22 protein-coding genes are annotated in these 24,801 nt (G+C 57.3%); 9 read left to right on the top strand and 13 right to left on the bottom strand.

The features are described from left to right. Nucleotides 1–12 precede the first annotated feature (12 nt). Entirely contained in the window at nucleotides 13–531 is a 519-nt protein-coding gene (locus NH395_RS12520) for a cupin domain-containing protein (RefSeq protein WP_253025265.1), read from the bottom strand. Between the two features lie 212 nt (nucleotides 532–743). On the opposite strand from NH395_RS12520, the gene NH395_RS12515 reads away from it, so the two are divergent. Next, complete coding sequence (locus tag NH395_RS12515; protein WP_253025263.1) at nucleotides 744–2,867, top strand: TonB-dependent siderophore receptor; 2,124 nt, start codon at nucleotides 744–746, stop codon at nucleotides 2,865–2,867. A 138-nt stretch (nucleotides 2,868–3,005) separates the two neighbouring features. Here the strand turns inward: NH395_RS12515 and NH395_RS12510 are convergent, their stop codons facing one another. Together NH395_RS12510 and NH395_RS12505 are read right to left on the bottom strand one after the other, a co-directional pair. After that, nucleotides 3,006–4,157 (bottom strand): alpha/beta fold hydrolase, encoded by a 1,152-nt coding sequence (locus NH395_RS12510; protein ID WP_253025261.1) that lies wholly within the window; start codon nucleotides 4,155–4,157, stop codon nucleotides 3,006–3,008. A 434-nt stretch (nucleotides 4,158–4,591) separates the two neighbouring features. After that, a complete protein-coding gene (locus NH395_RS12505) occupies nucleotides 4,592–5,335 on the bottom strand; it encodes an SDR family oxidoreductase (protein WP_253025259.1) in 744 nt (247 codons plus the stop codon). 202 nt (nucleotides 5,336–5,537) lie between these two features. On the opposite strand from NH395_RS12505, the gene NH395_RS12500 reads away from it, so the two are divergent. Continuing rightward, nucleotides 5,538–6,470: an AraC family transcriptional regulator gene (locus NH395_RS12500; protein WP_253025257.1), complete on the top strand. Its 933-nt coding sequence runs from the start codon at nucleotides 5,538–5,540 to the stop codon at nucleotides 6,468–6,470. A 4-nt stretch (nucleotides 6,471–6,474) separates the two neighbouring features. Here NH395_RS12500 and NH395_RS12495 read toward each other — a convergent pair whose 3' ends face one another. Further along, entirely contained in the window at nucleotides 6,475–6,876 is a 402-nt protein-coding gene (locus NH395_RS12495; protein WP_253025255.1) for a RidA family protein, read from the bottom strand. Nucleotides 6,877–7,017: 141 nt separating this feature from the next. On the opposite strand from NH395_RS12495, the gene NH395_RS12490 reads away from it, so the two are divergent. Both NH395_RS12490 and NH395_RS12485 read left to right on the top strand, forming a co-directional pair. Further along, on the top strand, nucleotides 7,018–7,932 hold the full coding sequence (locus tag NH395_RS12490; protein ID WP_253025253.1) for a LysR family transcriptional regulator: 915 nt from the start codon (nucleotides 7,018–7,020) through the stop codon (nucleotides 7,930–7,932). Between the two features lie 89 nt (nucleotides 7,933–8,021). After that, nucleotides 8,022–9,677 carry an FMN-binding glutamate synthase family protein gene (locus NH395_RS12485; RefSeq protein WP_253025251.1) on the top strand — a complete coding sequence of 552 codons (1,656 nt, stop codon included), beginning with the start codon at nucleotides 8,022–8,024 and terminating at the stop codon, nucleotides 9,675–9,677. A gap of 50 nt (nucleotides 9,678–9,727) precedes the next feature. On the opposite strand, the gene msrQ is transcribed toward NH395_RS12485, so the two are convergent. Further along, complete coding sequence (gene msrQ, locus NH395_RS12480; protein ID WP_253025249.1) at nucleotides 9,728–10,348, bottom strand: protein-methionine-sulfoxide reductase heme-binding subunit MsrQ; 621 nt, start codon at nucleotides 10,346–10,348, stop codon at nucleotides 9,728–9,730. Next, on the bottom strand, nucleotides 10,348–11,367 hold the full coding sequence (msrP, locus tag NH395_RS12475; protein WP_066321441.1) for a protein-methionine-sulfoxide reductase catalytic subunit MsrP: 1,020 nt from the start codon (nucleotides 11,365–11,367) through the stop codon (nucleotides 10,348–10,350). Before msrP ends, msrQ begins: the two co-directional genes overlap by 1 nt. Before the next feature lie 304 nt (nucleotides 11,368–11,671). Between msrP and NH395_RS12470 the strand changes: the two genes are divergently transcribed. After that, a complete protein-coding gene (locus tag NH395_RS12470; RefSeq protein WP_253025247.1) occupies nucleotides 11,672–13,399 on the top strand; it encodes a mechanosensitive ion channel domain-containing protein in 1,728 nt (575 codons plus the stop codon). A 63-nt stretch (nucleotides 13,400–13,462) separates the two neighbouring features. Then, the gene (locus NH395_RS12465) at nucleotides 13,463–13,774 is read left to right on the top strand and encodes a hypothetical protein (RefSeq protein ID WP_253025245.1); all 312 of its coding nucleotides are present in this window, start codon (nucleotides 13,463–13,465) and stop codon (nucleotides 13,772–13,774) included. A gap of 93 nt (nucleotides 13,775–13,867) precedes the next feature. On the opposite strand, the gene NH395_RS12460 is transcribed toward NH395_RS12465, so the two are convergent. Then, nucleotides 13,868–17,011 (bottom strand): acyl-[ACP]--phospholipid O-acyltransferase, encoded by a 3,144-nt coding sequence (locus tag NH395_RS12460; RefSeq protein ID WP_253025243.1) that lies wholly within the window; start codon nucleotides 17,009–17,011, stop codon nucleotides 13,868–13,870. 159 nt (nucleotides 17,012–17,170) lie between these two features. Between NH395_RS12460 and NH395_RS12455 the strand changes: the two genes are divergently transcribed. Next, the gene (locus tag NH395_RS12455; RefSeq protein ID WP_253025241.1) at nucleotides 17,171–17,920 is read left to right on the top strand and encodes a helix-turn-helix transcriptional regulator; all 750 of its coding nucleotides are present in this window, start codon (nucleotides 17,171–17,173) and stop codon (nucleotides 17,918–17,920) included. Here the strand turns inward: NH395_RS12455 and NH395_RS12450 are convergent. After that, nucleotides 17,917–18,852 carry a LysR substrate-binding domain-containing protein gene (locus NH395_RS12450; RefSeq protein ID WP_253025239.1) on the bottom strand — a complete coding sequence of 312 codons (936 nt, stop codon included), beginning with the start codon at nucleotides 18,850–18,852 and terminating at the stop codon, nucleotides 17,917–17,919. The genes NH395_RS12455 and NH395_RS12450 overlap by 4 nt on opposite strands. Nucleotides 18,853–19,018: 166 nt before the next feature. Between NH395_RS12450 and NH395_RS12445 the strand changes: the two genes are divergently transcribed. Beyond that, the gene (locus tag NH395_RS12445) at nucleotides 19,019–19,879 is read left to right on the top strand and encodes a DMT family transporter (protein ID WP_253025237.1); all 861 of its coding nucleotides are present in this window, start codon (nucleotides 19,019–19,021) and stop codon (nucleotides 19,877–19,879) included. A gap of 42 nt (nucleotides 19,880–19,921) precedes the next feature. Here the strand turns inward: NH395_RS12445 and NH395_RS12440 are convergent, their stop codons facing one another. The 4 genes from NH395_RS12440 to NH395_RS12425 form a co-directional block, all read right to left on the bottom strand. Then, complete coding sequence (locus NH395_RS12440; RefSeq protein ID WP_253025235.1) at nucleotides 19,922–20,260, bottom strand: AzlD domain-containing protein; 339 nt, start codon at nucleotides 20,258–20,260, stop codon at nucleotides 19,922–19,924. Next, nucleotides 20,257–20,979 carry an AzlC family ABC transporter permease gene (locus tag NH395_RS12435; protein ID WP_253025233.1) on the bottom strand — a complete coding sequence of 241 codons (723 nt, stop codon included), beginning with the start codon at nucleotides 20,977–20,979 and terminating at the stop codon, nucleotides 20,257–20,259. The genes NH395_RS12440 and NH395_RS12435 overlap by 4 nt, the downstream gene beginning before the upstream one ends. Continuing rightward, nucleotides 20,976–21,506 carry an XRE family transcriptional regulator gene (locus NH395_RS12430; protein ID WP_253025231.1) on the bottom strand — a complete coding sequence of 177 codons (531 nt, stop codon included), beginning with the start codon at nucleotides 21,504–21,506 and terminating at the stop codon, nucleotides 20,976–20,978. Before NH395_RS12430 ends, NH395_RS12435 begins: the two co-directional genes overlap by 4 nt. Before the next feature lie 132 nt (nucleotides 21,507–21,638). After that, nucleotides 21,639–21,920 carry a hypothetical protein gene (locus NH395_RS12425; RefSeq protein ID WP_253025229.1) on the bottom strand — a complete coding sequence of 94 codons (282 nt, stop codon included), beginning with the start codon at nucleotides 21,918–21,920 and terminating at the stop codon, nucleotides 21,639–21,641. Nucleotides 21,921–22,567: 647 nt separating this feature from the next. Between NH395_RS12425 and NH395_RS12420 the strand changes: the two genes are divergently transcribed. Continuing rightward, nucleotides 22,568–23,869 (top strand): MFS transporter, encoded by a 1,302-nt coding sequence (locus tag NH395_RS12420; RefSeq protein WP_253025227.1) that lies wholly within the window; start codon nucleotides 22,568–22,570, stop codon nucleotides 23,867–23,869. 79 nt (nucleotides 23,870–23,948) lie between these two features. Here NH395_RS12420 and NH395_RS12415 read toward each other — a convergent pair whose 3' ends face one another. Next, entirely contained in the window at nucleotides 23,949–24,584 is a 636-nt protein-coding gene (locus NH395_RS12415) for a CDP-alcohol phosphatidyltransferase family protein (RefSeq protein WP_253025226.1), read from the bottom strand. Nucleotides 24,585–24,801 lie beyond the last annotated feature (217 nt).

Genomic DNA, 24,801 nt, shown 5'->3' with positions numbered 1-24,801 from the left:
GTGCTGCTGGATCTAAGCGTCTTGTGTCCAAAGCGATGCGAGTGAACCGCCGACCGGGTCGCTCTCGGGCAGCGCCACGTTAGCCACGCGCGCCTGCGCCGCTTCCAACTGTGCTGGGTCGCCGCGCTCTATGGCCGGGTTTTGCCCCGGCGGGTAGGCGCCCACCATGCAGAAATCATCATCCGCCTCGAGGCTGGCATGCCCGACACCTGCGGGCAGCACCAGCACATCGCCCGCACAAAGCATCAGTTCGCGGCCGTTGGGGCCGCCCAGCCGGGCACGGGCCTGCCCGCGAAAAATGCCCAGTACCTCATGGGCGGTGGAGTGGAAGTGGTCAAAGTCATAGAGATGGTAGCGCCATGACGGCGGCCAGCCATGGCGCTTGAACATGGCTTCGAACGTGGCGGCGCGTGCCTCTGGATCAGGTGTGTCGATAACGTCTCGGTAGATCAGTACCGGCAGTGGGGAGTTGGGGTAGCCGGTTGTTTCATCGGTGTCGCAATGGAATGTTTCGGGTTCTGGGTGAGTCATCAAGGCCTCCTGATGCTGCGTTGAGCGTCGTTGCTTAGCAAAGGCTAGCGCATAGGTCGGCGTTGCTCTAATATAGAATCCTGCTAAAACTAATGATTATGATTGGCATTACTGATTTTGGTACGTAGTAGTGCCTCTGATACTCCCGACGGCTTTCAAAAGAAACCATAAGGCGAGCCGGGCAGTTTTATTCATTTCAAGGGATCTTTAACATGACTGACAGCAGTAGCCGCGTCCGGTGCCATGCGAATCGCTTACGGTGGCAGCAGACCACTACCGCCTTTTTGTGCGGCGTCACTCTTCCCATGATCGGGGTCGCGCAGGAGGCAAGCGAGGGCAATGGTAATGACGAAAAGGAGGCTTATCGCCTCGCCCCCGTTATTGTTAACGCCCAGGCCTACGCGGATGATGACGCCAACTCGATAGTGGCCCAAGAGCTGTGGGTGGGTGGCAAGGTGGCGACCAGCATTCTCGATACGCCTGCTTCTGTGTCAGTCATTACGGAAAAGGAGATCGAGCAGCGGAATGCCTCTACCACTGAAGAGATCCTGCAATATACACCTGGCATCATTACCGATTATTACGGCACCGATGACCGCAATGACTATTTCCAAATCCGCGGCTTCCAGGCGACCACCTACCGTGATGGGCTGACGCTAGGCTCTATGCGCGGAGTTCGTGAGGAGCCCTACGCTTACGAGCGCGTCGAGGTGTTGCGAGGTGCCAACTCTACGCTGTTTGGTCCCGCAGACCCGGGTGGTTCGGTGAACTTTGTGAGCAAACGCCCACGGTTTGAGCGCTTTGGTGAAGGCTACCTCTCCTACGGATCATTTGATGAGAAAGAGGCCGGTATTGATGTTGGCGACACGCTAAACGCTGACGAGACAGTGGCTTACCGTTTAACCGGTACCCTTCGGGACAGTGACCGCGAATACGATCATTCTAAAGACGATAGTGGCTTTTTGATGGGCGGTCTTGCCTGGGAGCCAACGGATTACACATCAGCAAGTGTTATCTTCGATTACTTGAAGCGTGATGACACCCCCAATAGCGGTGGTTATCCGCTTGACCGTGAGTACGACCGCAGCGAGTTCTTTGGTGAGCCTGATTTTAACTATCATGACGTTGAGCGCACCAGCCTTACCGGGCAGTTGACCCATGATTTCAACAACGGGCTCACTTTACGCGGTAACCTGCGTTACAGCGACCTGACCGACGACTTCGGTTATATTTATATTACTGACTCTCCAGCTCGAGTGGGCAGCGTGGTGGATCGCGATTATTTCGGCACCGACAACGAAGCCGAGGAATTAATTGGTAACGCTATCCTGCAATATGATGCCCGCTTTGATCAGATTGATAGCAGCACGCTTGTGGGTGTCGAGTACCGTGATGCCAGCACGGAAGCCAGCTCCATCTACGGAGATGCAGAGCCAATCGATCTGGCGAATCCTTCCTTTAGCGGAGCTCCAGGCAGCCTGAATATTTTTAGCAGCAACGAGCAGAACTTCACCACCGAGTCGGCTTTCCTGACCCAAAATTTGTCCTTCTATGATCGATTTATTGTGACCGCGGGCGTGCGCAACGACGCTCTGGATGTTTCCAGCACCAACATGGCTGGGGTTACCGAGTCTGATGACTTCTCTGAGACGTCAGTTCGTGGCGCGTTGACCTATCGCGTCACTGACGAAATTTCTACCTATATCAGCATGGTGGAGTCGGTCGCACCGCCCACGGTTGGCGTCGATCCTGAACGGGGCGAACAGTATGAAATTGGCGCCAAATACGCGCCATTCGGTACGAATGCGCTGTTTTCAGCGTCTATTTATGACCTGACGAAGAATGACGTCACTATCTCGGTGGTACAGGACAATGGCGTTATCGAGCAGGAAACCGTGGGGGAGTCCCGCGTAAAGGGTCTCGACTTGGAAGCCAAGGCTGAGTTGACCGATAACCTGAGCATCGTCGGTGGTTACTCCTACATGGAGTCAGAAGTGGTGCGCGACAGTAACACCGCTAGAGAAGGTAACGAGTTTACCGCCACACCCAACCATATGGCGTCGCTGTGGGGATACTATACTTTGCCGAGCCAGGATATGAGTGTTGGTCTCGGTGCCCGCTACGTTGGCTCCTACTATTTTGATGTCGCCAATACTTCAAAGAGCAGTGCAGCAACGCTGTTCGATGCAGCCTTTAGCTACCAGTTGACCAAAGACGCCGATCTGGCCGTCAACGTTAGCAACCTGCTCGACGAACAACATGTGGTCGGTTCAAGCACCGCAGACTACTACAATCCAGGCCGCGAAATCAGCGCGAAGGTCAGCTATCGCTGGTAAAGCGCTAAGTCAGGCCCATGGCAACATCGAAAAGCCCCCGCTTTTACAGGCGGGGGCTTTGCTTTGGGTTTCATGGCGACCTAGGCGAGCATTCGGATCCTTTCAAGTCTGTGGTATGAACATAATTGAGCGGCCTGTTTAGTCACCTGTCATCTCGCGGATAGTGTCGAGAAGGCCGTCAAAATAAGGATTCCAGGTCAGGCGGGCGTGGTATTTTTCCGCGTCGCTATGCCCCCAGGCGCTAAACCACAAAGCGTCAGCGTCGTCGGGCGGGTCTAAATCCTCCTGGCCGTTTTCCAGCATGGTGTAGCTGCCCGCTTCGCCGTAGTAGGGGTTGTCGGGTGCAAACAGCACATTCATGTGGGAAAAGTTGCTGATCCGCCGGTCGGGCAGGTAACTGGTCAGCGCGGTGACGCGGGAATCATCAAGGTGTTGAGGCGTGTCGCCGTACCATACGAAGCGCGAGGCCGGGTGGGTGAAGCGAGTTTGAAAGGCATCGAGCGTCGCGTCAGGGTCCAGCACGCTGTCGTGCTGGCTCATGGTCATCAGTACAGGTTTATCGAAGCGCTCGGCGTCGAGGTTTTTTTGCACCGCACTGACCGAGCGATAATACAGCGAGGCGCCGCGCGATGGCAGCGACTGGTAGGTGACGATATTGTCTTCGTCATCGATATCCAGCCAGTCCCAGAAATAAGAAATGGCCGGGGCGAGAAAGAGGTATTGGCTGTCCGAATAAAAGCCGGGGGAGAACAGCAGCAACCCGTCGACTTGATCGTCCTTGAACGCCTGAGAGGTCACCAAGTTGCCTCCGGTCGAGAATCCGCCCAGCCAGAGCTCATCGACTTCATCCGCAAGCAACTGGGTGTGATGGGCGACGGCATCTGCCCAATCATCATGGCCTGGCAGCATCAGGTCGGCGGGGCGGGTGCCATGGCCGGGCAACAGAATCGAACGAACCAGCCAGCCGTCTTCCGCCATGGCGTTGGCCATATCCGTGAAATACCAAGGGCTTGAGCCCAGCCCGTGCACGAACAGGATGCCGCGCTTTGCCGGTGTGTCCGGGCGACGTTCAAACGGGGCGTTGAGCGCTATCTCTCGCTGGCGGTCGTCGCCGATGAAGGCACGATTGTCGGCAATCCAGTCGCGGGTATCACGCACGTATTCATCGAAACTGGCCTGGTCATAGCGCGGCAGGCTGCTCGAGGGCTTGAACCGCGGAGAATCCGGCGGCACGGCACAAGAGGCCAGCAGGACAAGCATGGCAAGAAAAACACTAAGGCGGCGAAACATGGGATGCTCCATCAATCATTAGAGGCCATCGCCTGGCACGATGCTTTAATGGCGTCGCGCTATTCCTGTGACTGGATCATGATGCGGCCTCATTTCGTGGATGACAGGGGCGAGCAGAGTAGGGTTGCCACAAGACCGTTATCCTGACCAACCCTGATCGTTAGATTTTATGGTTTATTTAGTCGATCACGACGACACAGGAAAAGCTAAAAGATGATTTTACCTCATCGTCTATCGCTTTCCATCTAAAGGCGTTGGTAGGCACTGCCTATTAGGCTGCTTTGCCAAGTAGGCTTGAGCATGGAGGCAAACCATAACCATAGTGGTTAAAAGCGGCTTTGCTGCCGAAATACATTTTTTGATATCCATGACCAAAGCCGAAGACCACTCGCTTGCTACCCATTTTGGCTTGTACGTAAGGAAAGCGACGTTACTCACATCCTGCTGAGCATCTCGACCGCTTCATCGAAGTGTCCGTCGCGCTCCGCCCAGCGCAGGAATTTTACTTTCTCCACCAGGATTTCCTTGGGCGTGGGCTTTTCTTGGAACAGCGTCATGACCTCGTCGATGTAGTCATCGAGCGGCATATAGCCTTCACGGGTTGACTGGCCGGGCGTCAGTTCTGTTTGAACCGCAGGTGGGGCCAGCTCGATGAGTTCAACCTCGCCCTTGAGCTGCTCGCGGAGCGAGATCGTATAGGAATGGATGGCCGCTTTTGTGGCGCTGTAGGTCGGCGTGCCGCTTAACGGCACAAACGCCAGCCCTGAGGAGACATTCACGATGGCGGCGTCCGGTTGGTTGACCAGGTGGTCGGTCAGGGCGTTGGTCAGCCGGATCGGGCCGAGCAGATTGGTGACAATCGTCTGTTCGGCATCGATGAGGTCATGGGTGCTGGTCAAGTCCTCGCGGCGCATGATGCCTGCATTGTTGATCAATACATTGAGCTTGGGATGCTCGGCGACGACGCGCTCCGCAAAGGTGGTAATGGCCGTCGGGTCTTCGACATCGAGGGCCATTGCGTGCATGTCACGCTGGCCTGCAATGGTTTCCTCCAGCGCCTCCATGCGCCGCCCGGCGACGATCACAGTGTTGCCCAGCGCGTTGAAGCGTAGGGCTAGTTCGCGGCCAATCCCGGAGCCACCGCCGGTAATGAGCATGGTATTGCCTGATGTGTTCATGGTTAACGCCTCCATTGCTGAATAACTCGGTATGTCGAATGCCTTAGGCGTGGGTGTTATCGCCGAGCTGCCCCCAGTGTTGATCATTCAGTGGCGGCGGGGCTTGCCAGCCCATGCGCAAAACTTGCCTAATCCTGTAAGCGCAGCGAGTTTCCTGTCTCCGCATGCTAACGTTGATCAACAGGCGCCAAGAGGAAAACAGATGAACTCACTCAAACAGGCGGTTCAAGTCTATGCCAAGCACCACGCCAACCACGATGGCTTGGTGTTCACCTCAGTGCCCGGGCTTAGCATGATGTGTGTCGAAACCCCCGCCGGTGATTTGCAATCGGTCTACAAGCCGATGGTTTGCCTGGTGTTACAGGGAGCAAAGCGGATGACGGTCGGGCACCAGACCCGCGTGGTCGCTGATGGGGAGTCGGCGATCGTGAGCGCGGATATGCCGGTCGTCGGGCGTATTGTCCAAGCCAGCCAGAGTGAGCCCTATCTGGCCGTTGCGATTGACCTGGATAGACGAATCTTGCGCGAGCTTACTGCCCACATGGGCAGTGCCCCCGCCCAGCGCCCATCGACAATGCAGACGCTGTTCGCCGTAGACACCGACGCCGAGGTGATTGACTGCGCATCCCGGCTAATGAAACTGCTGGATCGCCCCGAGTCCGAACCGCTTCTACGCCCGGGTATCATGCAGGAGCTGCATTACTGGCTGCTCTCGGGGCCTCATGGCATTGCCCTTCGCGATATTGCCGATCCGGATAGCTACGCAAGCCGCCTTGCGGCTGCTATCGAGATGCTCAGGGCTAACTACACGTCACGCGTGCCGGTGGAACAGTTGGCGACTAAGGCGGGCATGAGTCTTAGCTCGTTTCACAAGCACTTCAAGCACATGACGTCGCTAACGCCGGGGCAATACCAGCAGCGGCTGCGCTTGATCGAAGCGCGCCGACTGATGCTTGATGAAGGGGTTACCGCGAGCAATGCCGCTTTTGAAGTGGGGTACGAGAGTGTCTCCCAGTTCACGCGTGAATACGGCCGCCTTTTCAAGGCGCCGCCAAAGCGTGATGCGCTGCGCTTGCAGAAAACCACCGGGGCCGCCACTAGAAGCGCCGCTCCGCCGAAACGGATAGGCGCTTGAGTTATCAGGGTGTTGACGCGGGGAGTTTGGCGATCACCTTGATTTCAAAGTCGAATCCCGCCAGCCAGGTGACGCCAACCGCTGTCCAGTTCGGGTAGGGTTTTTCCGGAAACGCGCGCGCCTTGGCTTCCAGCCAGATAGGGAATTGGGCTTCCGGATCGGTATGGAAGCTCGTCACATCGACGATGTCATCGAAGCTTGCCCCCGCCGCAGCCAGGACGCTCTGCAGGTTGTCGAAGGCCAGCTGTACCTGGGCGGCGAAGTCTGGTTCGGGCGAGCCGTCTTCACGGCTGCCGACCTGGCCCGACACAAACAGAAAGTCGCCCGAGCGGACGGCGGCGGAATAGGTGTTCTTGTCATAGAGCGCCTGGCGGCCCGAGGGGAAAACGACGTCACGCTTAGCCATGTGAATCTCCATCAGTAGGTCGAAGTCGACCGGTGAGTTACGGTGACGTCACTTTAGGCCTGAATTCGGGGTGGATAAACGGCGGATTCTGTTCAACATTGTTTGTAGTTTGCAAACAATCACGAGGTGTTTGGCGCAACCATGGATCGCTTTAACGCAATGCATGCCTTTGCCCGGGTGGTGGAGACGGGCAGCTTTACCAAGGCCGCCGAAACTCTTCACATGAGCAAGACCAGTGTGACGCAGCTCGTGCAACAGCTGGAGGCCCGGCTGCGTGTCAAGCTGCTCAACCGCACCACACGCAAGGTGAACGTCACGGCGGACGGGGCGGCCTACTACGAGCGCGTTATTAAACTGCTGGCCGATATGGATGATGCTGAAACCAGTCTGTCCAACGCCTCAATGTTGCCCCGCGGGCGGCTGAGGGTGGACATCCCCAGCCCGTTTGCACGCATGATCCTGATTCCGGCCCTCCCCGAGTTCCACGCGCGCTATCCCGATATTCAGCTCGACCTGGGCGTGAGTGATCGCAGGGTGGATCTCATCGATGAAGGCATCGACTGCGTGATCCGCGGCGGGGAGCTTACCGATTTATCCTTGGTGGCGCGTCGCGTGGGCGATCTGACGCTCGGGGTTTTCGCCGCGCCCAGCTATTTGGAAAAGACCGGTGTTCCTTCGCATCCGCAAGAGCTCTCACTCCCTCAGCACGCCATTGTCGGTTTCAGGTGGGCGCGCGTGGGCTTGGCCTTTCCTTACGCCCTGCACCGCAACGAAGAGCGTGTCACTGTGCAGGGACGAAGTGTGATTTCGGTCGACGATGGGAATGCGGGGCTTGCAGCGGTACTGGCGGGGCTCGGCGTCATTTGGCTGCCGGATTACATGGCCAGAGAGCACGTATCGCGGGGCGAGCTGGTGCGCCTATTTGATGATTGGCACCTGGAGCCGATGCCGATGTACATCGCCTTTCCACCCAATCGACACGTCAGCGCCAAGCTGCGTGTGTTCATCGATTGGGTCGTCGAGTTGATGGCGCAGCATGCACCCGTCATGGGGTAAAAGCGGCTTGGTCGATCGTACACACTCTGCGTTATGCTAGCCAGTTTCGCCATCTGGTGTGAAACGACGCAAACGGAGTTTGTACGCTTATGATCGACGCTCGAGGGCTATCCCGTATTCCTCTCCGACATGCCACCTTTATTGCCTGTTTGTTGCTGTTGGCGATCTCGCTTATTGGGCTGGCTTTTTCGCTGATGTGGCTGTGGGGCGTGGTGGTCTTCGGCCTGCTGTCGGCGCTGGGGATTCATGATGTGCGTCAGCGTCGGCGTACCGTCAGCCGTAACTACCCGATACTGGCGCACTTGCGCTATGTCCTTGAGTCGATTGGCCCGGAGATTCGGCAGTACTTTATCCAGTCCGACCTGGACGCACGCCCTTTCTCCCGGGAACAGCGGGCGGTGGTCTATCAGCGCGCCAAGAATGAAAGCGACAAGAAGCCGTTTGGCTCGCTGCTGGATATGTATCAGCCGGGCCATGAATGGATCAATCACTCCCTTCAGCCCAGCACCATCGACAGTCACGATTTTCGTGTTCAGGTTGGCGGCAGCCGCTGTCGCAAGCCCTATTCAACCAGTGTTTTCAATATTTCGGCGATGAGCTTTGGTTCGCTTTCGGCCAATGCAATTGAGGCGCTCAATGCCGGGGCGTGTAAGGGCGGTTTTTATCACGATACCGGTGAGGGATCGATCTCCCGTTACCATCGCAAGCACGGTGGTGATCTGGTGTGGGAGATAGGCTCGGGCTACTTTGGCTGCCGTAACGACGACGGTACCTTCAACGAGGCGCGCTTTGCGGCCAATGCCTGCGACGAGCAGGTGAAGATGATTGAGATCAAGCTTTCCCAGGGGGCAAAGCCCGGTCATGGAGGAATTCTGCCAGGCGCCAAGGTGACCGCTGAAATCGCCGAGGCGCGGGGTGTACCGGTAGGCGAGGATGTCGTCTCGCCCGCCGCTCATACGGCGTTTTCCACGCCGCTGGAGTTGATGCACTTTATCGCCCGCCTGCGCAAGCTTTCCGAGGGTAAGCCGGTGGGCTTCAAGCTGGCGGTCGGCCACCCCTGGGAGTGGTTTGCCATTGTCAAAGCCATGCTTGAAACCGGCGAACGGCCGGATTTCATTGTGGTTGATGGAGGCGAGGGCGGTACAGGGGCCGCGCCGCTGGAATTTATCAATCGGCTGGGGGTCCCGCTAACCGAGGCGTTGACCCTGGTTCACAATACCCTGGTGGGGGCTGGGCTGCGTGACGAAATTCGCATTGGGGCGGCGGGCAAGATTATGTCCGGTTTTCATATTGCCCGTACCATCGCGCTGGGGGCGGATTGGTGCAACGCAGGTCGTGGCTTCATGTTTTCACTGGGGTGTATTCAGGCGCTCAGCTGTCACACCGATAAATGCCCCAGTGGGGTGGCGACCCAGGACCCGAAGCGGGGGCAGCATTTGGATGTCGCCGATAAGTCTGAACGGGTCTATCTCTACCACCGTAATACGCTAAGGGCGTTGGCAGAGATGCTGGCCGCCGCTGGGCTTGGTTATACCAGTGAGCTGGGCCCCGAGCACATTATCCGGCGGGTGTCGGAAAATGAGATTCAATCCTACGATCAGCTTTTCACGTTCTTGAAGCCTAACGAGCTGCTGACCGGTAACGGCCATCACACGGTCTTTGAGCACTACTGGGAGGACGCCCGGTCAGATTCGTTCTTACCGCCTTCGCGGATTGCCCAGCTGCGTTTCACTAAGCTGGAGTGAACGGACACCACGGCGATACGCCAATAGCAGATGCCTGCTTGTCGCGTTGCTTACGCTCGACTCAATCGGTGACGCAATTTGGGTAGCGTGCGAGACACGGGGGGCAAACGGGTGGCCATGACGAGCGCGCCGATGACCGCATACATTGCCCATTCGCCCATGTCGGCGCGTACCACCCAGAAGAAGTGCAGCAGCACCAAGCCCAGAATGGCATAGGAAAATTTGTGCAGCGACTTCCAGCGCTTGCCCAGGCGGCGCATCGACCATTTGTTGGACGTCGCGCCCAGCACGGCCAGGCCGATCAAGGCGATCATGCCGACGATAATGTAGGGCCGTTTGACGATTTCGCTGCCCAGCAATGCCCAGTTCAGCCCCAAGATAAACAGCGCGTAGCTGAGCAGGTGTAGGGTGGCGTAGGCGAGTGTCCAGAGACCCAGCTGGCGCCGGATCAGCGCGAAGCCTTTCCAGCGGGTGAGCTTGGTAAGTGGTGTGAGGCTAAGGGTAAACAGCAGTAACCACAGCCCACCGATGCCAATGTTGAGCAGCAGGTAACGCCCCGGCTCAGGCCCGGCGGCGTTGTTCGCCACCTGCCAACCCCAGAATATCAGCGGCGCGAGTGCGGCCAGAAACACCGCCACGCGCCAAACTAACCATTTGCGCTGCGTTGCCATCAGTAGTGCTTCCTCAAATCCATGCCCGCATACAGCTCAGCGACTTCATCTTCGTAGCCGTTGAACATCCGGGTGTCGATGGTATTGGAGTTGAACAGGGTGTTGGGCAGACGGCGTTCGGTCGCCTGGCTCCAGCGGGGGTGGTCCACATTGGGATTGACGTTGGCATAAAAGCCGTACTCATCCGAGGCAATCTTCTGCCAGGAATTGACCGGCTGCTCTTCGACCAGCGAGATGCGCACGATTGACTTGATACTCTTGAAGCCATACTTCCAAGGAACCACCAGCCGCAAGGGGGCGCCGTTCTGGTTGGGCAGCTCTCGGCCATACATGCCCATGGCCATTATCGTCAGTGGGTGCATGGCTTCGTCTAAACGCAGGCCTTCCACGTAGGGCCAGTCGATGATCGAGAAGGATGAACGCTGACCGCGCATCTGATCCGGGTCGACCAGGGTTTCAAAGCGCACGTACTTGGCTTTGCTGGTAGGGTCGGCGCGCTTGATGATCTCGGCGAGCGGTATGCCCAGCCAGGGAATCACCATCGACCAGGCCTCAACGCAGCGCAGGCGGTAAATGCGCTCCTCAAACTGTGACGGTTTGACCAGATCCTCGAGCGCAAAACGCCCGCCGTTGTTCACTTCACCATCGACCACCACGCTCCACGGCTGGGTTTCCAGGCTGCCTGCATGGCGGGCAGGGTCGCCCTTGTCGGTGCCGAACTCGAAGAAGTTATTGTATTGGCTGGCGTCATCAAAGGGCGCGAGCTTGTCTTTTTCAGGGTCGCTTGGGGTGATGGCATCCCACTTGGCGTCGCTGATTTTTTCTTTCAACCAACCGGGCGCGTCGCCTTCGGGAACGTCCGAATAGTCATCGGCGGCGGCCTGGGCATGGCCTGAGAGCGCAAGCCCTGCCCCCAGGCCTGCTACGCCGCCCATGAAGCGACGTCGGGAGAGGTAGATGGATTCGGGCGTAACATCGGATTCGTGCAAGTCACTCGGTTTGGCAATCTTGATGAGCATTGGATGCCTCCTGTGGGATAAGCCGATCGCCGCATTGGGGCATCTTTTTTGGCGAAGCCCCCATCGCTATCTATCGGCAATGGCACTTGGATGACCAAGCACGTTAAAAAGTTCTACGTAACTTTTAACACAATGGATGCAGGGAGAGGTAACGATGAACTGTAGCGAAGGCGACAGCATTAAGCCCCTGGAGAGCCTTGATTCATCGAATAAGGTAGGCTGTACTTTTATCCGCTACTGACACGGATAGCCTTCCTGGCAGTTGGTGGCAGATACCTGGGCTCACTCAACTTAAAAGGCGTTTATGAAAAAAAGTAACGCGTGGCTCGCGTGGCTGATACTGGTGGTGGCGTTCACTTTTTCCAGTCTGTGCGCGGCCCAAACTCAAGGAGGAGAGAGCGACGACAGTCGCTGGTTTACCGTCGATTCACTGAATACGGGCCTTGGCAAAGTCCCTGAGGAAGCTAACCGGGTCACGCCACGTGAGACCATGCGAAGCTTTCTCGACCTCACCGAACAGGGCGAGTACGAAAAAGCGGCCCACATGCTCAATCTGTCGGAATTGAGCGCGGCTGAGCAGCGTGAAAAAGGTCATGAACTGGCTCGGCAACTGGCAGAAGTGTTCAAGCGTGGCGAACGGATCAGTGTCGATAACCTATCGGGGCGCGAAGACGCCGTGATAGAAGACCCCGCCGGACAAAACCCGCGCGTTGGCGAAACACGGCGTAATCTTGAGTTGGCGTCGTTGAGGGCCGACGGGCAAACCTATGATATTCGGTTAGCTCGCTACCGCGTGGGGGATGATGAACCGGTGTGGCTGATCATGCCCATCAGTGTCTCGTATATTCCAGTGCTGTATGAAGAGTACGGGCCGTCGATGCTGGAGCAATACATTCCCGAAAGGCTGCAGTCGTCGTTTGGCATATTGCGGCTTTGGGAATGGCTCGCTATTCCGGTCTTTTTGCTGTTCGTGGGCATGGTGGGCTGGGGAATCCACCGCTTGATCGGTTTGATGTCGAACTTGTTGCCCGTCGGCGCTTTCCGCATGTTTGCCGAGCAGATTGGTATGCCGACGGCACTGATCGTGATGTCGCTGTTTACCCAAATGCTGCTGGACTACGTGGTGTCGTTTTCGGCGGTCGCGACCACCACTTTCCGTGTGTTGCTTATCGGTATTCTTGCCTGGGGGGCAGGCACCATCGCGCTGCGCTTTGTGGATACCCTGATGCTGCGTATGACACGGCGGCTGGTGGGGGAGATTGATGACTCCAAACCCAAGGACGAGCGCAAGCTCCTGACATCGCTGTACGCACTGCGGCGCATTATTATCCTGGTCGCTGTGACCGGTGTATCGGTTTACATCCTGGGGCAGATCCAGCTTTTTGAGTCGATGGGGTTATCCATTCTGGCGTCTGCCAGCGTGCTGGCAGTCCTGGTAGGTGTCGCTGGTCAGGCAGTGTTGGGGAATATCTTAGCGTCTTTTCAATTGTCGTTTGCCAAACCGATTCGTATTGGTGACCTGGTGATCTTTGAAGATCAGTGGTGCTATGTAGAAGGCATTTTTTATACCTTTATCCGCTTAAGGACCTGGGACGAGCGGCGGTTGATCGTGCCCGTGACCTACTTTACGTCCAAGCCTTTCCAGAATCTCTCGGTCAAGAGCATCAAGATGTACCGCTATGTGGAGCTAACGCTGCACCTGAGCGCGGATTTTGGCCTGATAAGAGACAAGTTTTTTGAGTTTGCCAAGGAAGAAGACAACGTCATCGAGCACCATAAGCTGCTTTGTTACGTGACAGCACAAACGGCAACTGCACAAACCGTGACCTGTTATCTAATGACCTCTGATCCCATGGCCGGGTGGACCGCGGAAATGCACGTACGCGAAAAGCTCATGGCGTTCATCCGCGATAATCATCCCGAGTGGTGGCCGAGAGACGTCGTGGTTATCAGCCATCAGGATGTTGCGCGTGGAGCGAAAGTTAAACACTCCTCGGAGGCGGATAACGCTGAGGGGGAGCCGTCGGAATAGAATGCATCAGCGTCGACGGTAGGCGACGGGGGTGAGGATGAGGGAAGCCTGAAGGGAGTCTAAATGCCTTTAAACATCGTGCAGCGCGAGTTGCCCGACTGGGGCGCTACTTACGGCCCGCCGGGCGATGGACCCTTTCCTGCCATCATGCTGCTGCATGGTTCTGAAGGCGCGTGGGGGGGAGCCACCGGGACGCGGTACTATTCGCCGCCCATGGCTTCTTGGCGTTCCCTTATGGCTACTCAAGCGGCGGTGTGGTCGGTTGAAATGACCAAGTGCCTGGAAAAACGCCTGCGTGAGCACGGTCGCAGCCCGGAAGTGCACTACTACGAAGACGAGGGTCATATACCTACCCAGCGGCGCTGGGCAGAATAGGCATTACGAGTTACTGATGGGTTTCTTTTCAAAACATCTATAAGTCACTGTGCATCATTTTTCCATCACCACGGTTGCGCAATTACTAAAAGGTTAACGAGCAATCAGCGTCAAAAAACCATCTTCATCGATAAACCCTTTATCGCCGGTGACAAACCAGCGCTGTTCGTCGAGCTCCTTGATGACGTCATCTTGGCGGGTCGGGTCGTTCAGATAGCCCTGCATGATCTGCGGGCCGCTGATCAATATCATGCCCGCTTCGCCGGTGGCCAACTCTTCAAAACTTTCCGGGTCGACGACCTTGAAGCTGGTGCCGGGTAACGGCATACCCACGGTGCCTGACTTGCTGCCCCGTTGGATCTGTTGGTAATGGATGCCCATCGCATCGGGAAGGTTGACGGAAGCAACGGGGGCGATTTCGGTGGCGCCGTAGCCTTCATAAATGGGCTTGTGGAACTTCAGCGCAAAGTCGTTACGCACCTTGTCGTCGAGCTTCTCTGCCCCGGCGACCACGATTCTCAGGCTCTCCAGCATCAGCGGATGCACCTTTGTGCTGCGTACAAACAGCCTTAAAAAGCTGGAGGTGCCGAACATGATAGTGGCCTTGTGCTTGGCAATAGCGCCTGCGATGCCAGGAGCATCGGTGGGGTCGGGGTGGCACACCAGCGGCAGCCCTTCAATCAGCGGTAACAACTGAGTCACTGTGAGGCCGAAGGCGTGGAACAGGGGTAGCGAGCCCATCACCACGTCGTCGCTCTGGGTGTTGAGTACATCCGAGGTTTGTTTGATATTGGCCATCAGGTTGCGATGGCTGAGCATCACGCCCTTGGGTTCGCCTTCGCTGCCGCTGGAGAACAGAATGGCGGCAGTCGCGTCGGCATCGTGGCCGTGGCAGAAGCAATGCTGGAGTAGCCAAGTCGGCAGTATTCTTACCGCAAGCCAGGTGCTCAAGCGCTCGGCGCGGCCAATCTTGGTCTGCAGGTCTTCTAAAAAGACTACCTGCTGCTCACTGAGCAATTGGCTAACGTCGAGCCCGCGCTGCTCAAGCTTCTTCACAAAGCGCTGTGAGGTGAACACGGTGGTGATTTCCGCCTGGGAAAGGGCGGACGTCAACGCTTCTTGGTCGGCGGTGTAATTCAGGTTCACCAGCGTTTTACCGGCCAGTAGCGTGGCCATATTGGCAATGACCCCGGCACTGCTGGTGGGCAGCAGCAGGCCAACGTTCTGTCCTGGGTTGAGTTTGCGAATCCGTTTTGCCATCAGCAGGCTGGCGGTGAGTGCCTGGCTTGCGTTGAGTGGGCGGCCCAGATTATCGGCCAGGGCAAGCTCGCCAGGGCGGCGTTTAACGCTTTGAATCCAGGCGTTGGGTAGGCTGGAAAGCTCCCCCATGGCCTGCTGCCAGGAGCGGGTTGCCTGCTCAAAAATACGCCGTTTCAGCACATCAGCGGGTGTATCTTTGGGCAGCGGCTTGCCAAAGGCGACCACCACCGAGCGGTGCAGCGGTGCGTTGCGTAGCTCCTTTAACTTGCTGGATGAGCGGGAGAACTGGCTGCCCCAGAGGCCGCGCAGGTAGAAAGGCACAATCTTGACGTCGGGGTTGGCCATGTTGCAGGCGCGCTCGTAGCCGCGGCGGAACTCCCCCAGTTGGCCGGTGCGGCTAATCGCCCCTTCAGGAAACAGGCACACCACTTCGCCTGCGTTGAGTTGTTCAGCGACATCGGCCAGGGCCTTGTCGGCACCGCTGCCGCGCTCGATGGGAATACAGCCGAGTGCTTTGAAGAACCAGTTGAGGTACCAGCGCTGGTAAACCGATCTGAGCATCACAAAGCGTACCGGGCGGGGGCTGGCGATCTGTACCATGGCCCAATCCACCCAGCTGATATGGTTGCCCAGTAGCAGCACGCCGCCCTGGGCGGGCAGGTTCTGCAAGCCCTGCACATCGACCCGGTAGCGGCGGGTCAGCAGGAAGCTCAACAGAAAGCGCACCAGGCTTTGGGGCAGCTTAACAATGGTGTAGCCACCGCCGACCATCGCCACGGTGGCGATGAGCAGCAGCAGGTAGTGGCTATCCACACCCGCGAGGGCGAATAGCGCCGTGAGCACCAAAAAGCCCAGCATGGCGATGTTCTGGATCCAGTTATTGGCGGCCAGCACGGTGCCTAGTTCGTTGTCTGCGGCGTGAAACTGGATCAGGGCGTTAAGCGGCACGATAAACAGCCCGCCCATCATGCCGATAAATACGAAGTTCAGCGCTTGGCTGCCGGGCGTGGTGAACAGCGGCAGACACCATAACCCCACGGCAACCCCAACAGCGCCTACCGGAATCAAGCCTGTTTCTATGCGGTTATGTGAAAGCTTGCTGGCCAGCATGGAGCCCAGCGCAATCCCGATACCGCTAGCCGACAGAATGCCTTGCAGCACCAGGGTGTTATCGATACTGAGGGCGTCTTTGGCATAGGCGGGGAAGGCCGCCAATAGCACTTGGCCCACCGACCAGAAGGTGGCCAGGCCGATAATGGAAAGCCTGATGACGGGCTGGCGGACTATAAGCTGCAGGTTATCTTTCAGCGCAGCCCCCTTAATGTAGCGCTGCCAGGTGAGCGGGGCATCCGGTTGCGTAGTGCTATCAAGCGGCAGACGGTAAAGCGTTGCCACTTGAATAGCGCTGTTGAGCACCAGCAGCCAGCCGAGCGGCGCTATTTGGCGCAATAGCTGCGCTGGGGTGTGATCCTCTGGCGATACCCAGGTCTCAAACAGGGCGGTAAATGCCACGGTGCCCGCCAGAATGGCGCCAATCGTGACGGCCTGGATCAACCCGTTGGCTTCTGCCAGGCGCGGTTTGCCGAACAGCTCTTTGACCAAGCCGTACTTGGCCGGTGAGTAGAAGGCTGACTGAATCGCCAGCATTAGCGTCATCGCAAACGCCAGCCAGAACCAGCCCTGATAGTAAGCAGCCGTAATGCCCAGAGAAACCGCCACGGCGGCCCAGGCAGAGACGCGTAAAACGCGTACCTTGGGGTAGCTGTCTGCCACGTGCCCCGCCGGGCTAAACAGCAAAATAAAGGGCAGCAGGATAAGCCCGTTGACCAACGCGGTGAGGACGACCTGTGCTTCGCCATCGTAACTTTTAAAGATCGTGTTCTGAATAACGATCTTGTGCCCCAAATCCACAAAGGCATTGAGAAAGATGGCGATCAGGTAGGGCAAGGCGCCCTTTAAATGCAGCAGTCGTTGCATGGTTGTGTAGCCTTTTAAGTCCCTGGAAGTGTTGGCACTTTCTCTATGAGGCTTACTGGTTGCAACTCATTTGCACAAAGTTGTGATATAAGTGCCGGTTGGTAGCGTTATGCGATACTTTGATGTGTAATACCTTCCATGCCGTCCAAGGAAGTTTTTATGTCTCAAGCCGAGTCACTGATTGAAACGCTTAAAAGCCAGTTGCGCGCTCAGGGTAAAACCTATGCCGATGTTGCCCGGTGGTTGGGGCTTAGCGAGGCCTCGGTGAAGCGCCTGTTCGCTGAAAAGCACTTTACTTTGGCGCGGCTAGAGTGCATCTGTGATCAGCTTAACCTTGAGTTCGCTGAGCTGGTGCAGACCATGCAGGCAGGAGAGCAACGCCTTCAGGAACTGACTCAGGCCCAAGAGCAAAGTATCGTCGATGACCGTGAGCTGTTTCTGGTAGCGGTCTGCGTTATCAATGGCTATAGCTTCGACGAAATTCATCACCAGTACCAGCTAAGTGAAGCCGAGTGTATTCAGCAGTTACTCAAGCTTGAGCGTCTTAAACTCATTGAGCTGCTTCCTGGTAATCGGATCAGGCGGCGGGTAGCTGCCAATTTCCGCTGGCAGGCGGATGGGCCGATCCAGCGCTTCTTTCAGCAGCATATCGCCAACGAGTTTTTCCACTCCCGTTTCGATAGCGACAGCGAGAAGCTGGTGGTACTCAATGGCTTGTTGTCCCCCGCCGGTAACACCGAGTGGCAGCAGACCATGCAGCGCTTGGCTAAAGAGTTTCATGCGCTATGCGAACGAGAGAGCGGGCTGCCTATCCACCAGCGGTTTGGCACCACTTCCGTGCTGGCGGTAAGGCAGTGGCAGTATGGGTTGTTTCAGGATTACAAACGTGAAGCCGAGGCAAAATCCTAAAGCGCTGTACCACGAAAATGAGCGGCTTCTTGCTCTAACCATTCGATGAAACGCGCCACTGCCGGAGGTGTTACCCCTTCAGAAGGCAGAATCAGTTCATAGGCGAACGGAGAGGAGAGCGGATACTGTTCCCCAAATGGGCGCACCAACACGCCGCTGGCGAGCCGGTCGGCCACGAGAGGGTAACTGGCCAGTACTACGCCTTGCCCGGCCATAGCCTGGTCGAGTGCCAAGCTGTAGAGCGAGTATTGGCGCTGGTGGGGGAGCTTCTTTATGGCCACCCCGGCGTTTTTAAACCAGTCTTGCCAGCTTGGGATCGGGTGGCCCGCATGGCTGCACCAATCGACGGTAAGCAGTGTCTGAGCCAGCAAGTCGGCGGGCTCGTGTATATCTTCCTGGTCTAACAGGGTTGGCGAGCAGACAGGAAAGAGGGTGTCTTCAAATAGACGCTGGCTGGTGACGCCGGGCCAAGGGCCTTGGCCGTAGCGCAGCGATAAGCGTGCCCTGTTAGGCATCCATAACGGTGGTGTTAAGCGCGCCTCGGCATCCAGAGAGATTTCTATTTGCCGCTCTTTGGCTTCAAAACCGGGTAAGCGGGGGAGTAGCCAAAGTTGTAGGAAAGAAGGTGGCGCACTCAGTAGCAATCGAAAAGCGTCTTCTGAGCGCTCGGTGACGTTCTGCACGCCGCTGGCGATGCGCAAAAGCCCCGCTTGAACATCTTCGGCAAGCCCCCGGCCAGCTTCGGTGGCGCACACGCCATTGGCATGCCGTTCAAACAGCACCACGCCCAATCGATCTTCCAGCTGTTTCACCTGTCGGCTAACGGCGCCAGGGGTTACTCCCAAACGAGACGCGGCGGCTTTAAAGCTATTTTCCCGCACCGCTTCGGCAAACGCGCGCAGTGCATTCAGCGGTAGCCTCTCAATTCTCATGGCATGAGTTTTCCTGAGCCTAGACCCGATAAGTAATCGCTTGTACGCAATTTTGCTGACTGCTGCAATGAGCGCCTTGATACTAGAGGAGCTCACGATGAATAATCAAAGGATAGTCTCAAATGCCGGTGCTGCCAGCATACTTGGGCGTTCGCAGCGAAAGTCTGTGGATACTACAGCCGCATCGTTAATGCTCCTGTTTTGCCTGGTGCTAGGGTTTCAGCAGGTTGCGATCAAAGGCGTGGCTGAGGATATCTCACCCGTCGTTCAGATTGCCCTGCGCTCCGCTATCGCTGGTTGTCTGGTGGGGGTGCTGGCCTATTGGCGCGGCATTCGCTGGGCGGATATGAGCCGCCATCGGGGCGCTGGGTTACTGGTTGGGCTCGGGTTTGCGGCCGAGTTTGCTTTTGTTGCCTGGGGGCTGACCTACACACTGGCATCGCATATGTCGGTCTTTCTCTATACAGCCCCCATCTTCGCCGCGCTGGGGCTGCACCTGTGGGTGCCGGGCGAGCAGCTCTCCCTTCGCCAATGGTGGGGTGTTGGTCTGGCGTTTATGGGCATGGTGATTGCCATGGCGCCTAGCGGTGCCTATAGCATCGATATCCTCATCGGCGATGCGCTGGGTTTGCTGGCCGGGCTCTCTTGGGCAGCGACGACGGTGGTGATCCGCAAGACCTCGCTTTCCGAGGCGCCCGCGGAGCTCACCCTGAGCTATCAACTGAGTGTGACGGCGCTGGTGCTATTGCCAGTGGCGGCGTTATCAGGCCAGTTAATGAGCGCGCAATTTACCTCCATGGCGGTTGCCAGCCTTGGTTTTCAGGCGCTGATCATTTCATTTGCCGCGCTGATGCTGTGGTTCACGCTGCTACGCCGCTATCGCGCGTCCCAGTTGGGCGTGTTCTCGTTTCTCGGCCCGCTGTTCGGCATCCTCTTCGGCACTCTGTTGCTTAACGAGCCGCTAAGCATCAATTTTTTGATGGGTGGCGGCGTTATCCTGGTTGGCATTGTACTGGTGACGCGATAAGGCCTTTGATCTCGGCGTGATAAATGGTGGCTTGACGAGGGCTTACCCCACTAAAGCCGCCACGATTTCCACCAGGCCAAACACGCTGACGCCGGCGGCCACTGGCCAACCCAGCGAGCGTAACCGCCGCCACACCAGCAGCGTGACGCCAAGCCCGATGACGGTCGCTATCCAGGAAATGAGGCCAGGGTTCACTGGCACGACGGATACGCCTAGCACGGCCGCAATCATCAGCGGGCCGAGGATGCCAAGCCACTGGGGCATGGCGTTCATACCGGTGTCGCTATCCAGGCGTCGCTGCATCCACATGAATGGCACTACCCGCATGAGCAGGGTGCCCAAAGCCGACACCACAACGGCGAGCCAAAGCGCGGTGCTCATGAATCACGCCTCCTGTTGTCGAATTTGACCGTATAGAAGCATAGCGCGCCGCAGGCGGCCGCTAGCGGAATGGCCACGTTGCTCCAACCCACCAGCGTCAAACCCAGCGCAGCCAGGATAGTGAGCCCCATGGCCATCGCCCAGCGTTTATCGGTGAAGCGAGGCGCCACCATGGTAAGAAACAGTGCGGGGAGCGCGAAGGGCATAATCTCCCCCAATAGTGGCCAGCGGGCGGTAAACGCTTCCCCGGCGGTGGCGCCTACGGCGGTGCCGATGATCCAGGCGCCCCAGGCCAGCAGCGAGGCACCGACAAACCAGCTAAACCGTTTGGCGTCAGGCAGTTGGGGGAGGCGTGTAAGGGCCAACGCAAACACCTGATCAGTCAGACCGTGCATCAGCCAGGGCCAGTGGCGGCTGCGCGGTAATAACGCCGCCAGGTTAGGGCCGTACACCACATGGCGTACGTTAATCAGCATTGTCATGGCCACGACAAGCCATAGTGGAGACCCAGCGGCCACCATGCCCACGAACAGGAACTGCGAGGCGCCGGCGTAAATCAGCGTCGAGATCACGACCGCTTCCCAAGTGCTGAAGCCTGCCTGGGTGGCAATCAAACCAAACGAAAGGGACACCGGTATGTAGCCACCCAGTAGTGGAATTGCTTCACGAACGCCCTGTAGCGCGCTTCGGACGGCAGAATATCGGGCAAGCTGGCTCATGGTGTTTCGCCTTCCTTGCCGTAGGTAATGGTCATGAGCAGGGTGGCCGCCGTCGCTTGGGTGCGGTAGAGGTGAGGCCGGTCAGCGCAAAAGGTGACATGGCACCCAGGGGTCAGCGTTATCGTGTCTCCCTCGGGCCCTGCTTCCAGCCAGCCGCTGATCAGCGTGAGGGATTCTCGCGTGCCCGGTGTATGGGCTTCGGCACGGCGCAATGTATGGGGTGCGCAGCGCATCCAGTAGGCGTCCACCTGGGGTGAATCCTTGCCCTGATCGATTAGACGCACCTGAACGCCGTCTTCGCCGAGCGGCACGGAAATAGGCGCGACCAAGGTGCCGAAGGGTACGTTCAACTGCACGGCCAGGCGCCAGATCGTGTCCAGGGTAGGGTTGCCGTTGCCTTGCTCGAGGCGGCACAGGTTGGATTTGGCGATGCCTGCCTCGCTGGCCAGCTGCGAAAGCGACCAGCCGCGTTCTAGGCGGAGTCTTTGTAAATGGTGGCCAAGGGTGTTGAGTGAAAGTGAATCCATGGGAGCGCCGCCTGTTGGCTATATAGATGTTCCTTTTATAGAACGTTCTATATAAAGAACAGGCGGCTGTCAAACAACCTGCCAACCGACGCCGTTGGCTCCCGCCGTCAGTGGGTGTGAGGAGTTACCGCGCTAGGCTGAAGCGGTACTTTTGAAAGCGGTTTCAATGGGTACGCTCATGGCATCGATAGTTGCGTAGCCCTTTTCAACCAGTGCGACCACATCCGGGGATGAGCCCCAGCGCAACAGCATGGTGTCGATCAGCTGTTCGGCTTCGTTAAAGCGGCCGCAGTGGCTAAGTAGCTTGGCGACGGTGTAGTCGCAGGCGGGGGTATCAAACATGTCGTCCTTGATTTCCTGAATGGCGAGTTGCAGCCCGGCCTGAGAAATCTCAATACGCTGTTCGCGTTGCATAGCACCTCTCCTTGTGAATGCTGGGTAGTCGGTGTCGAACGTTACCGATACCTTTAATCTTGTACTTAAATTGTACGTTGAGAGCCTATTATAATGTCTATCTCGGTACCATAACCTAGGATATGCAAATGAAAAGTCTTTTAATATGAGCGTTATTTTAAAATTTATGGTTATATAACATGAGTTTATCTTTTGATTAGGCGTGTGGCTATGCAAGGCGGATACTGAAGTTAATTGTTAGCGTCCAAATAAATAAATTTGTGCAAATGTTTGCAAGACTGCCGGGTAGCATCTAGTGTTAATTATGTGCAGGACAGGGGACTGTCTGACTCGCCAGGAAGGCAGGCTTATGGATAAGCCGGTAAGCTCGATAGGAAATCATATGACAGGACGTCAAACGACAGGAAGTCGAATGATAGGAAGTCGAACGACAGGACGTCATTCAGCACAAGCCAAGGAAAGGTATCCAGGATGGATACAAACGACAGGATGTCGGTGAGATGCATGAAGGCCCCCGAAAGGGGGTTTTTTGCGTCGGCATCCCGCCTCTTTACCCGCCGCCGATGTATCCTCGCTCACCTGGCCATCAGGGCGCTTCATGGCACTCTTTATGCATCACCATTGAGGTACTGCCACGAGGAAGCTCAATGCGTTCATTGGCGATGCTCAAACCGGTCAGATCGATTCTTTGGAGCGTAGCGCTGTTGCTGCTGGGCAATGGCCTGCTCAATACGCTGTTAACTTTGCGCGGCACGGGAGAAGGTTTTTCCAGCGCGGTACTGGGGATGATCATGTCCGGCTATTTCGTCGGTTTCATCTGCGGCACCTGGGTGAGCGGACGGTTGATTCGGCGAATGGGGCATATCCGCACCTTTGGGTTCTGTGCGTCGATTTGTGCGACGGTGGCGCTTTTGCACCTGGTGTTTATCACGCCCTGGGTATGGCTGCCGCTGCGGGTTATCTACGGCCTCTCGTTTATTACCCTGATTACCGTGATCGAAAGCTGGCTGAACAGCCAGGCCGCCAGCCATGAGCGCGGGCGTATTTTTGCCGTCTACATGGTCGTCAACCTGGGAGCGCTGGCCACGGCTCAGCAGCTTCTGCGGCTCTCGTCGCCCCAAGGCTTTTTGCTGTTTGTGGTGATTGCCATCCTGATCAGTTGGGCGCTGTTGCCGATTACCATGACCCGTCGCGTCCAGCCCAAGATTTCCGAGCGACCCAAAAGCAGCCTGCGGGCACTGCTGGGCTTCGCCCCGCTGGCGGTAGCGTGCGCCGCGCTCTCGGGGCTTGCCATGGGGGCGTTCTGGTCGATGACGCCGGTCTATGCCACGCAACTGGGGTTTGATATCGCTGGCGTCGGGCTGGTGATGAGCGTGGCGATCATCGGTGGCGCGCTATTGCAGATTCCCATTGGTCGCTTCTCGGACAAGCACGACCGCCCCAAAGTGATGACCTGGGTGGTACTGCTGGCGGCGCTGGTCGCCGCGGCCATGCCCTTTGCGCCCAGCCATGAAATACTGCTCGGACTGTATTTTATCTGGGGCGGTTTGGCGTTCTCGCTCTACCCGCTGGCGGTGGCGCAGCTGATTGATCAACTCCATCCCGATGAAATTGTCGCCGGCTCGGCGGACATGTTGGTGATGCACGGCGCAGGCTGCGCGGTGGCACCGATTGCCGCGGGTTCACTGATGACGGTCGTCGGTGGTCACGGTCTACCTATCTATATTGCCTGTGTGTTCGCCCTGCTGGGTGCGTACGCTATCTACCGGCGTCGTCGGGTAACGGCTCTGGTGACCCACACGGCGCACTTTGAGCCCATGGTGCAAAGTAGTGCAGAAGCACTGGAAATGATCCTTGATGATGCCCAGCGTGATCTTTTTGACGACCCAAGCTTCTATGAACCGCATGAGCGCGAGCGGCTTAGAGATGCTTTAACGTCAAAAGCATGACGCTGGTGTCGGGTACTGCCCATGTCATTGTGCTGGCGCAAAGCAATGCCTGTGCTTTGCCAGCCCGGCTAGGGGTGGCTTATCCCATGCCACCTCCGTCGGCTTTGTGGGCGCGCAGCGTCCAGTAGCCGCCCCATAGCCGCGTGGCCGTGGTAATCAGGCAGGCAGCCGCAAACACTACCGCCAGGGTAGTGAAATGCGCCGGAAACAGACAAAACAGCACCAGGGCGACAACGGTCTCGGTGCCTTCGGTCAATCCTTCCAGATAGTAGAACGCCTTGTTGGGAAAGTGGGGACGCTCGATGGCCTGCTGTTTGGCGGCAATGGCAAAGGCCAGGAACGATGTGCCGGTGCCGATAAAGGCAAACAGCAGCAGCGCCGCCGCCAGGGCGTTTTCCACGGGGTTAGCCAGGGCAAAGCCCAGCACCACCGCGGCGTAAAACACAAAATCGAGGCCGATATCCAGAAAGCCGCCTGCCTCACTCGACCGGCCGCTTACCCGTGCCAGCGCGCCGTCCAGGCCGTCACCCAGGCGGTTGAGCACCACGGCCACCAGCGCAAGACCGTAGTATTCCCAGGCCAGCAGCGGCAGGGCGCTGATGCCGACCAGGAAAGCGACGCAGGTCACCTGGTCGGGCGTGGCGCGCCCCTTCAGCCGTTGAGCAAGCCGCTCAAGCGGGCGGTGGGACAGGGGCATGGTCCAGCGATCGAGCATATGGGGCTCCTTGGAAGAAAAACAGTAAGTTAACATATCGACTAATCAGTGATGCGGTGTCCTGGGCTGCCGTATTTGCTAATACTAAAGTCTTTATACTTTGGTATTAGTAAGCCATAAAGTACTGGACTAAAGGCGTAGGGAAGTGGAAAACGGGGCCCCGAGAATCCGCGTGTATTGATAGGCTCACTGGTCAATGGTGGGTCGTGAGCATTGT

The organism is Halomonas sp. Mc5H-6, assembly GCF_024124705.1.
In the GTDB taxonomy this organism is placed as follows: domain Bacteria; phylum Pseudomonadota; class Gammaproteobacteria; order Pseudomonadales; family Halomonadaceae; genus Vreelandella; species Vreelandella subterranea.
Note: the sequence above shows the minus strand (reverse complement) of the source record. Positions and strands in the feature narration are given on the sequence as shown.

Coding starts and splice junctions, on each gene's coding strand:
- NH395_RS12520 (WP_253025265.1), bottom strand. CDS start 531: ATGACTCACCCAGAACCCGAAACATTCCATTGCGACACCGATGAAACA.
- NH395_RS12515 (WP_253025263.1), top strand. CDS start 744: ATGACTGACAGCAGTAGCCGCGTCCGGTGCCATGCGAATCGCTTACGG.
- NH395_RS12510 (WP_253025261.1), bottom strand. CDS start 4,157: ATGTTTCGCCGCCTTAGTGTTTTTCTTGCCATGCTTGTCCTGCTGGCC.
- NH395_RS12505 (WP_253025259.1), bottom strand. CDS start 5,335: ATGAACACATCAGGCAATACCATGCTCATTACCGGCGGTGGCTCCGGG.
- NH395_RS12500 (WP_253025257.1), top strand. CDS start 5,538: ATGAACTCACTCAAACAGGCGGTTCAAGTCTATGCCAAGCACCACGCC.
- NH395_RS12495 (WP_253025255.1), bottom strand. CDS start 6,876: ATGGCTAAGCGTGACGTCGTTTTCCCCTCGGGCCGCCAGGCGCTCTAT.
- NH395_RS12490 (WP_253025253.1), top strand. CDS start 7,018: ATGGATCGCTTTAACGCAATGCATGCCTTTGCCCGGGTGGTGGAGACG.
- NH395_RS12485 (WP_253025251.1), top strand. CDS start 8,022: ATGATCGACGCTCGAGGGCTATCCCGTATTCCTCTCCGACATGCCACC.
- msrQ (WP_253025249.1), bottom strand. CDS start 10,348: ATGGCAACGCAGCGCAAATGGTTAGTTTGGCGCGTGGCGGTGTTTCTG.
- msrP (WP_066321441.1), bottom strand. CDS start 11,367: ATGCTCATCAAGATTGCCAAACCGAGTGACTTGCACGAATCCGATGTT.
- NH395_RS12470 (WP_253025247.1), top strand. CDS start 11,672: ATGAAAAAAAGTAACGCGTGGCTCGCGTGGCTGATACTGGTGGTGGCG.
- NH395_RS12465 (WP_253025245.1), top strand. CDS start 13,463: ATGCCTTTAAACATCGTGCAGCGCGAGTTGCCCGACTGGGGCGCTACT.
- NH395_RS12460 (WP_253025243.1), bottom strand. CDS start 17,011: ATGCAACGACTGCTGCATTTAAAGGGCGCCTTGCCCTACCTGATCGCC.
- NH395_RS12455 (WP_253025241.1), top strand. CDS start 17,171: ATGTCTCAAGCCGAGTCACTGATTGAAACGCTTAAAAGCCAGTTGCGC.
- NH395_RS12450 (WP_253025239.1), bottom strand. CDS start 18,852: ATGAGAATTGAGAGGCTACCGCTGAATGCACTGCGCGCGTTTGCCGAA.
- NH395_RS12440 (WP_253025235.1), bottom strand. CDS start 20,260: ATGAGCACCGCGCTTTGGCTCGCCGTTGTGGTGTCGGCTTTGGGCACC.
- NH395_RS12435 (WP_253025233.1), bottom strand. CDS start 20,979: ATGAGCCAGCTTGCCCGATATTCTGCCGTCCGAAGCGCGCTACAGGGC.
- NH395_RS12430 (WP_253025231.1), bottom strand. CDS start 21,506: ATGGATTCACTTTCACTCAACACCCTTGGCCACCATTTACAAAGACTC.
- NH395_RS12425 (WP_253025229.1), bottom strand. CDS start 21,920: ATGCAACGCGAACAGCGTATTGAGATTTCTCAGGCCGGGCTGCAACTC.
- NH395_RS12420 (WP_253025227.1), top strand. CDS start 22,568: ATGCGTTCATTGGCGATGCTCAAACCGGTCAGATCGATTCTTTGGAGC.
- NH395_RS12415 (WP_253025226.1), bottom strand. CDS start 24,584: ATGCTCGATCGCTGGACCATGCCCCTGTCCCACCGCCCGCTTGAGCGG.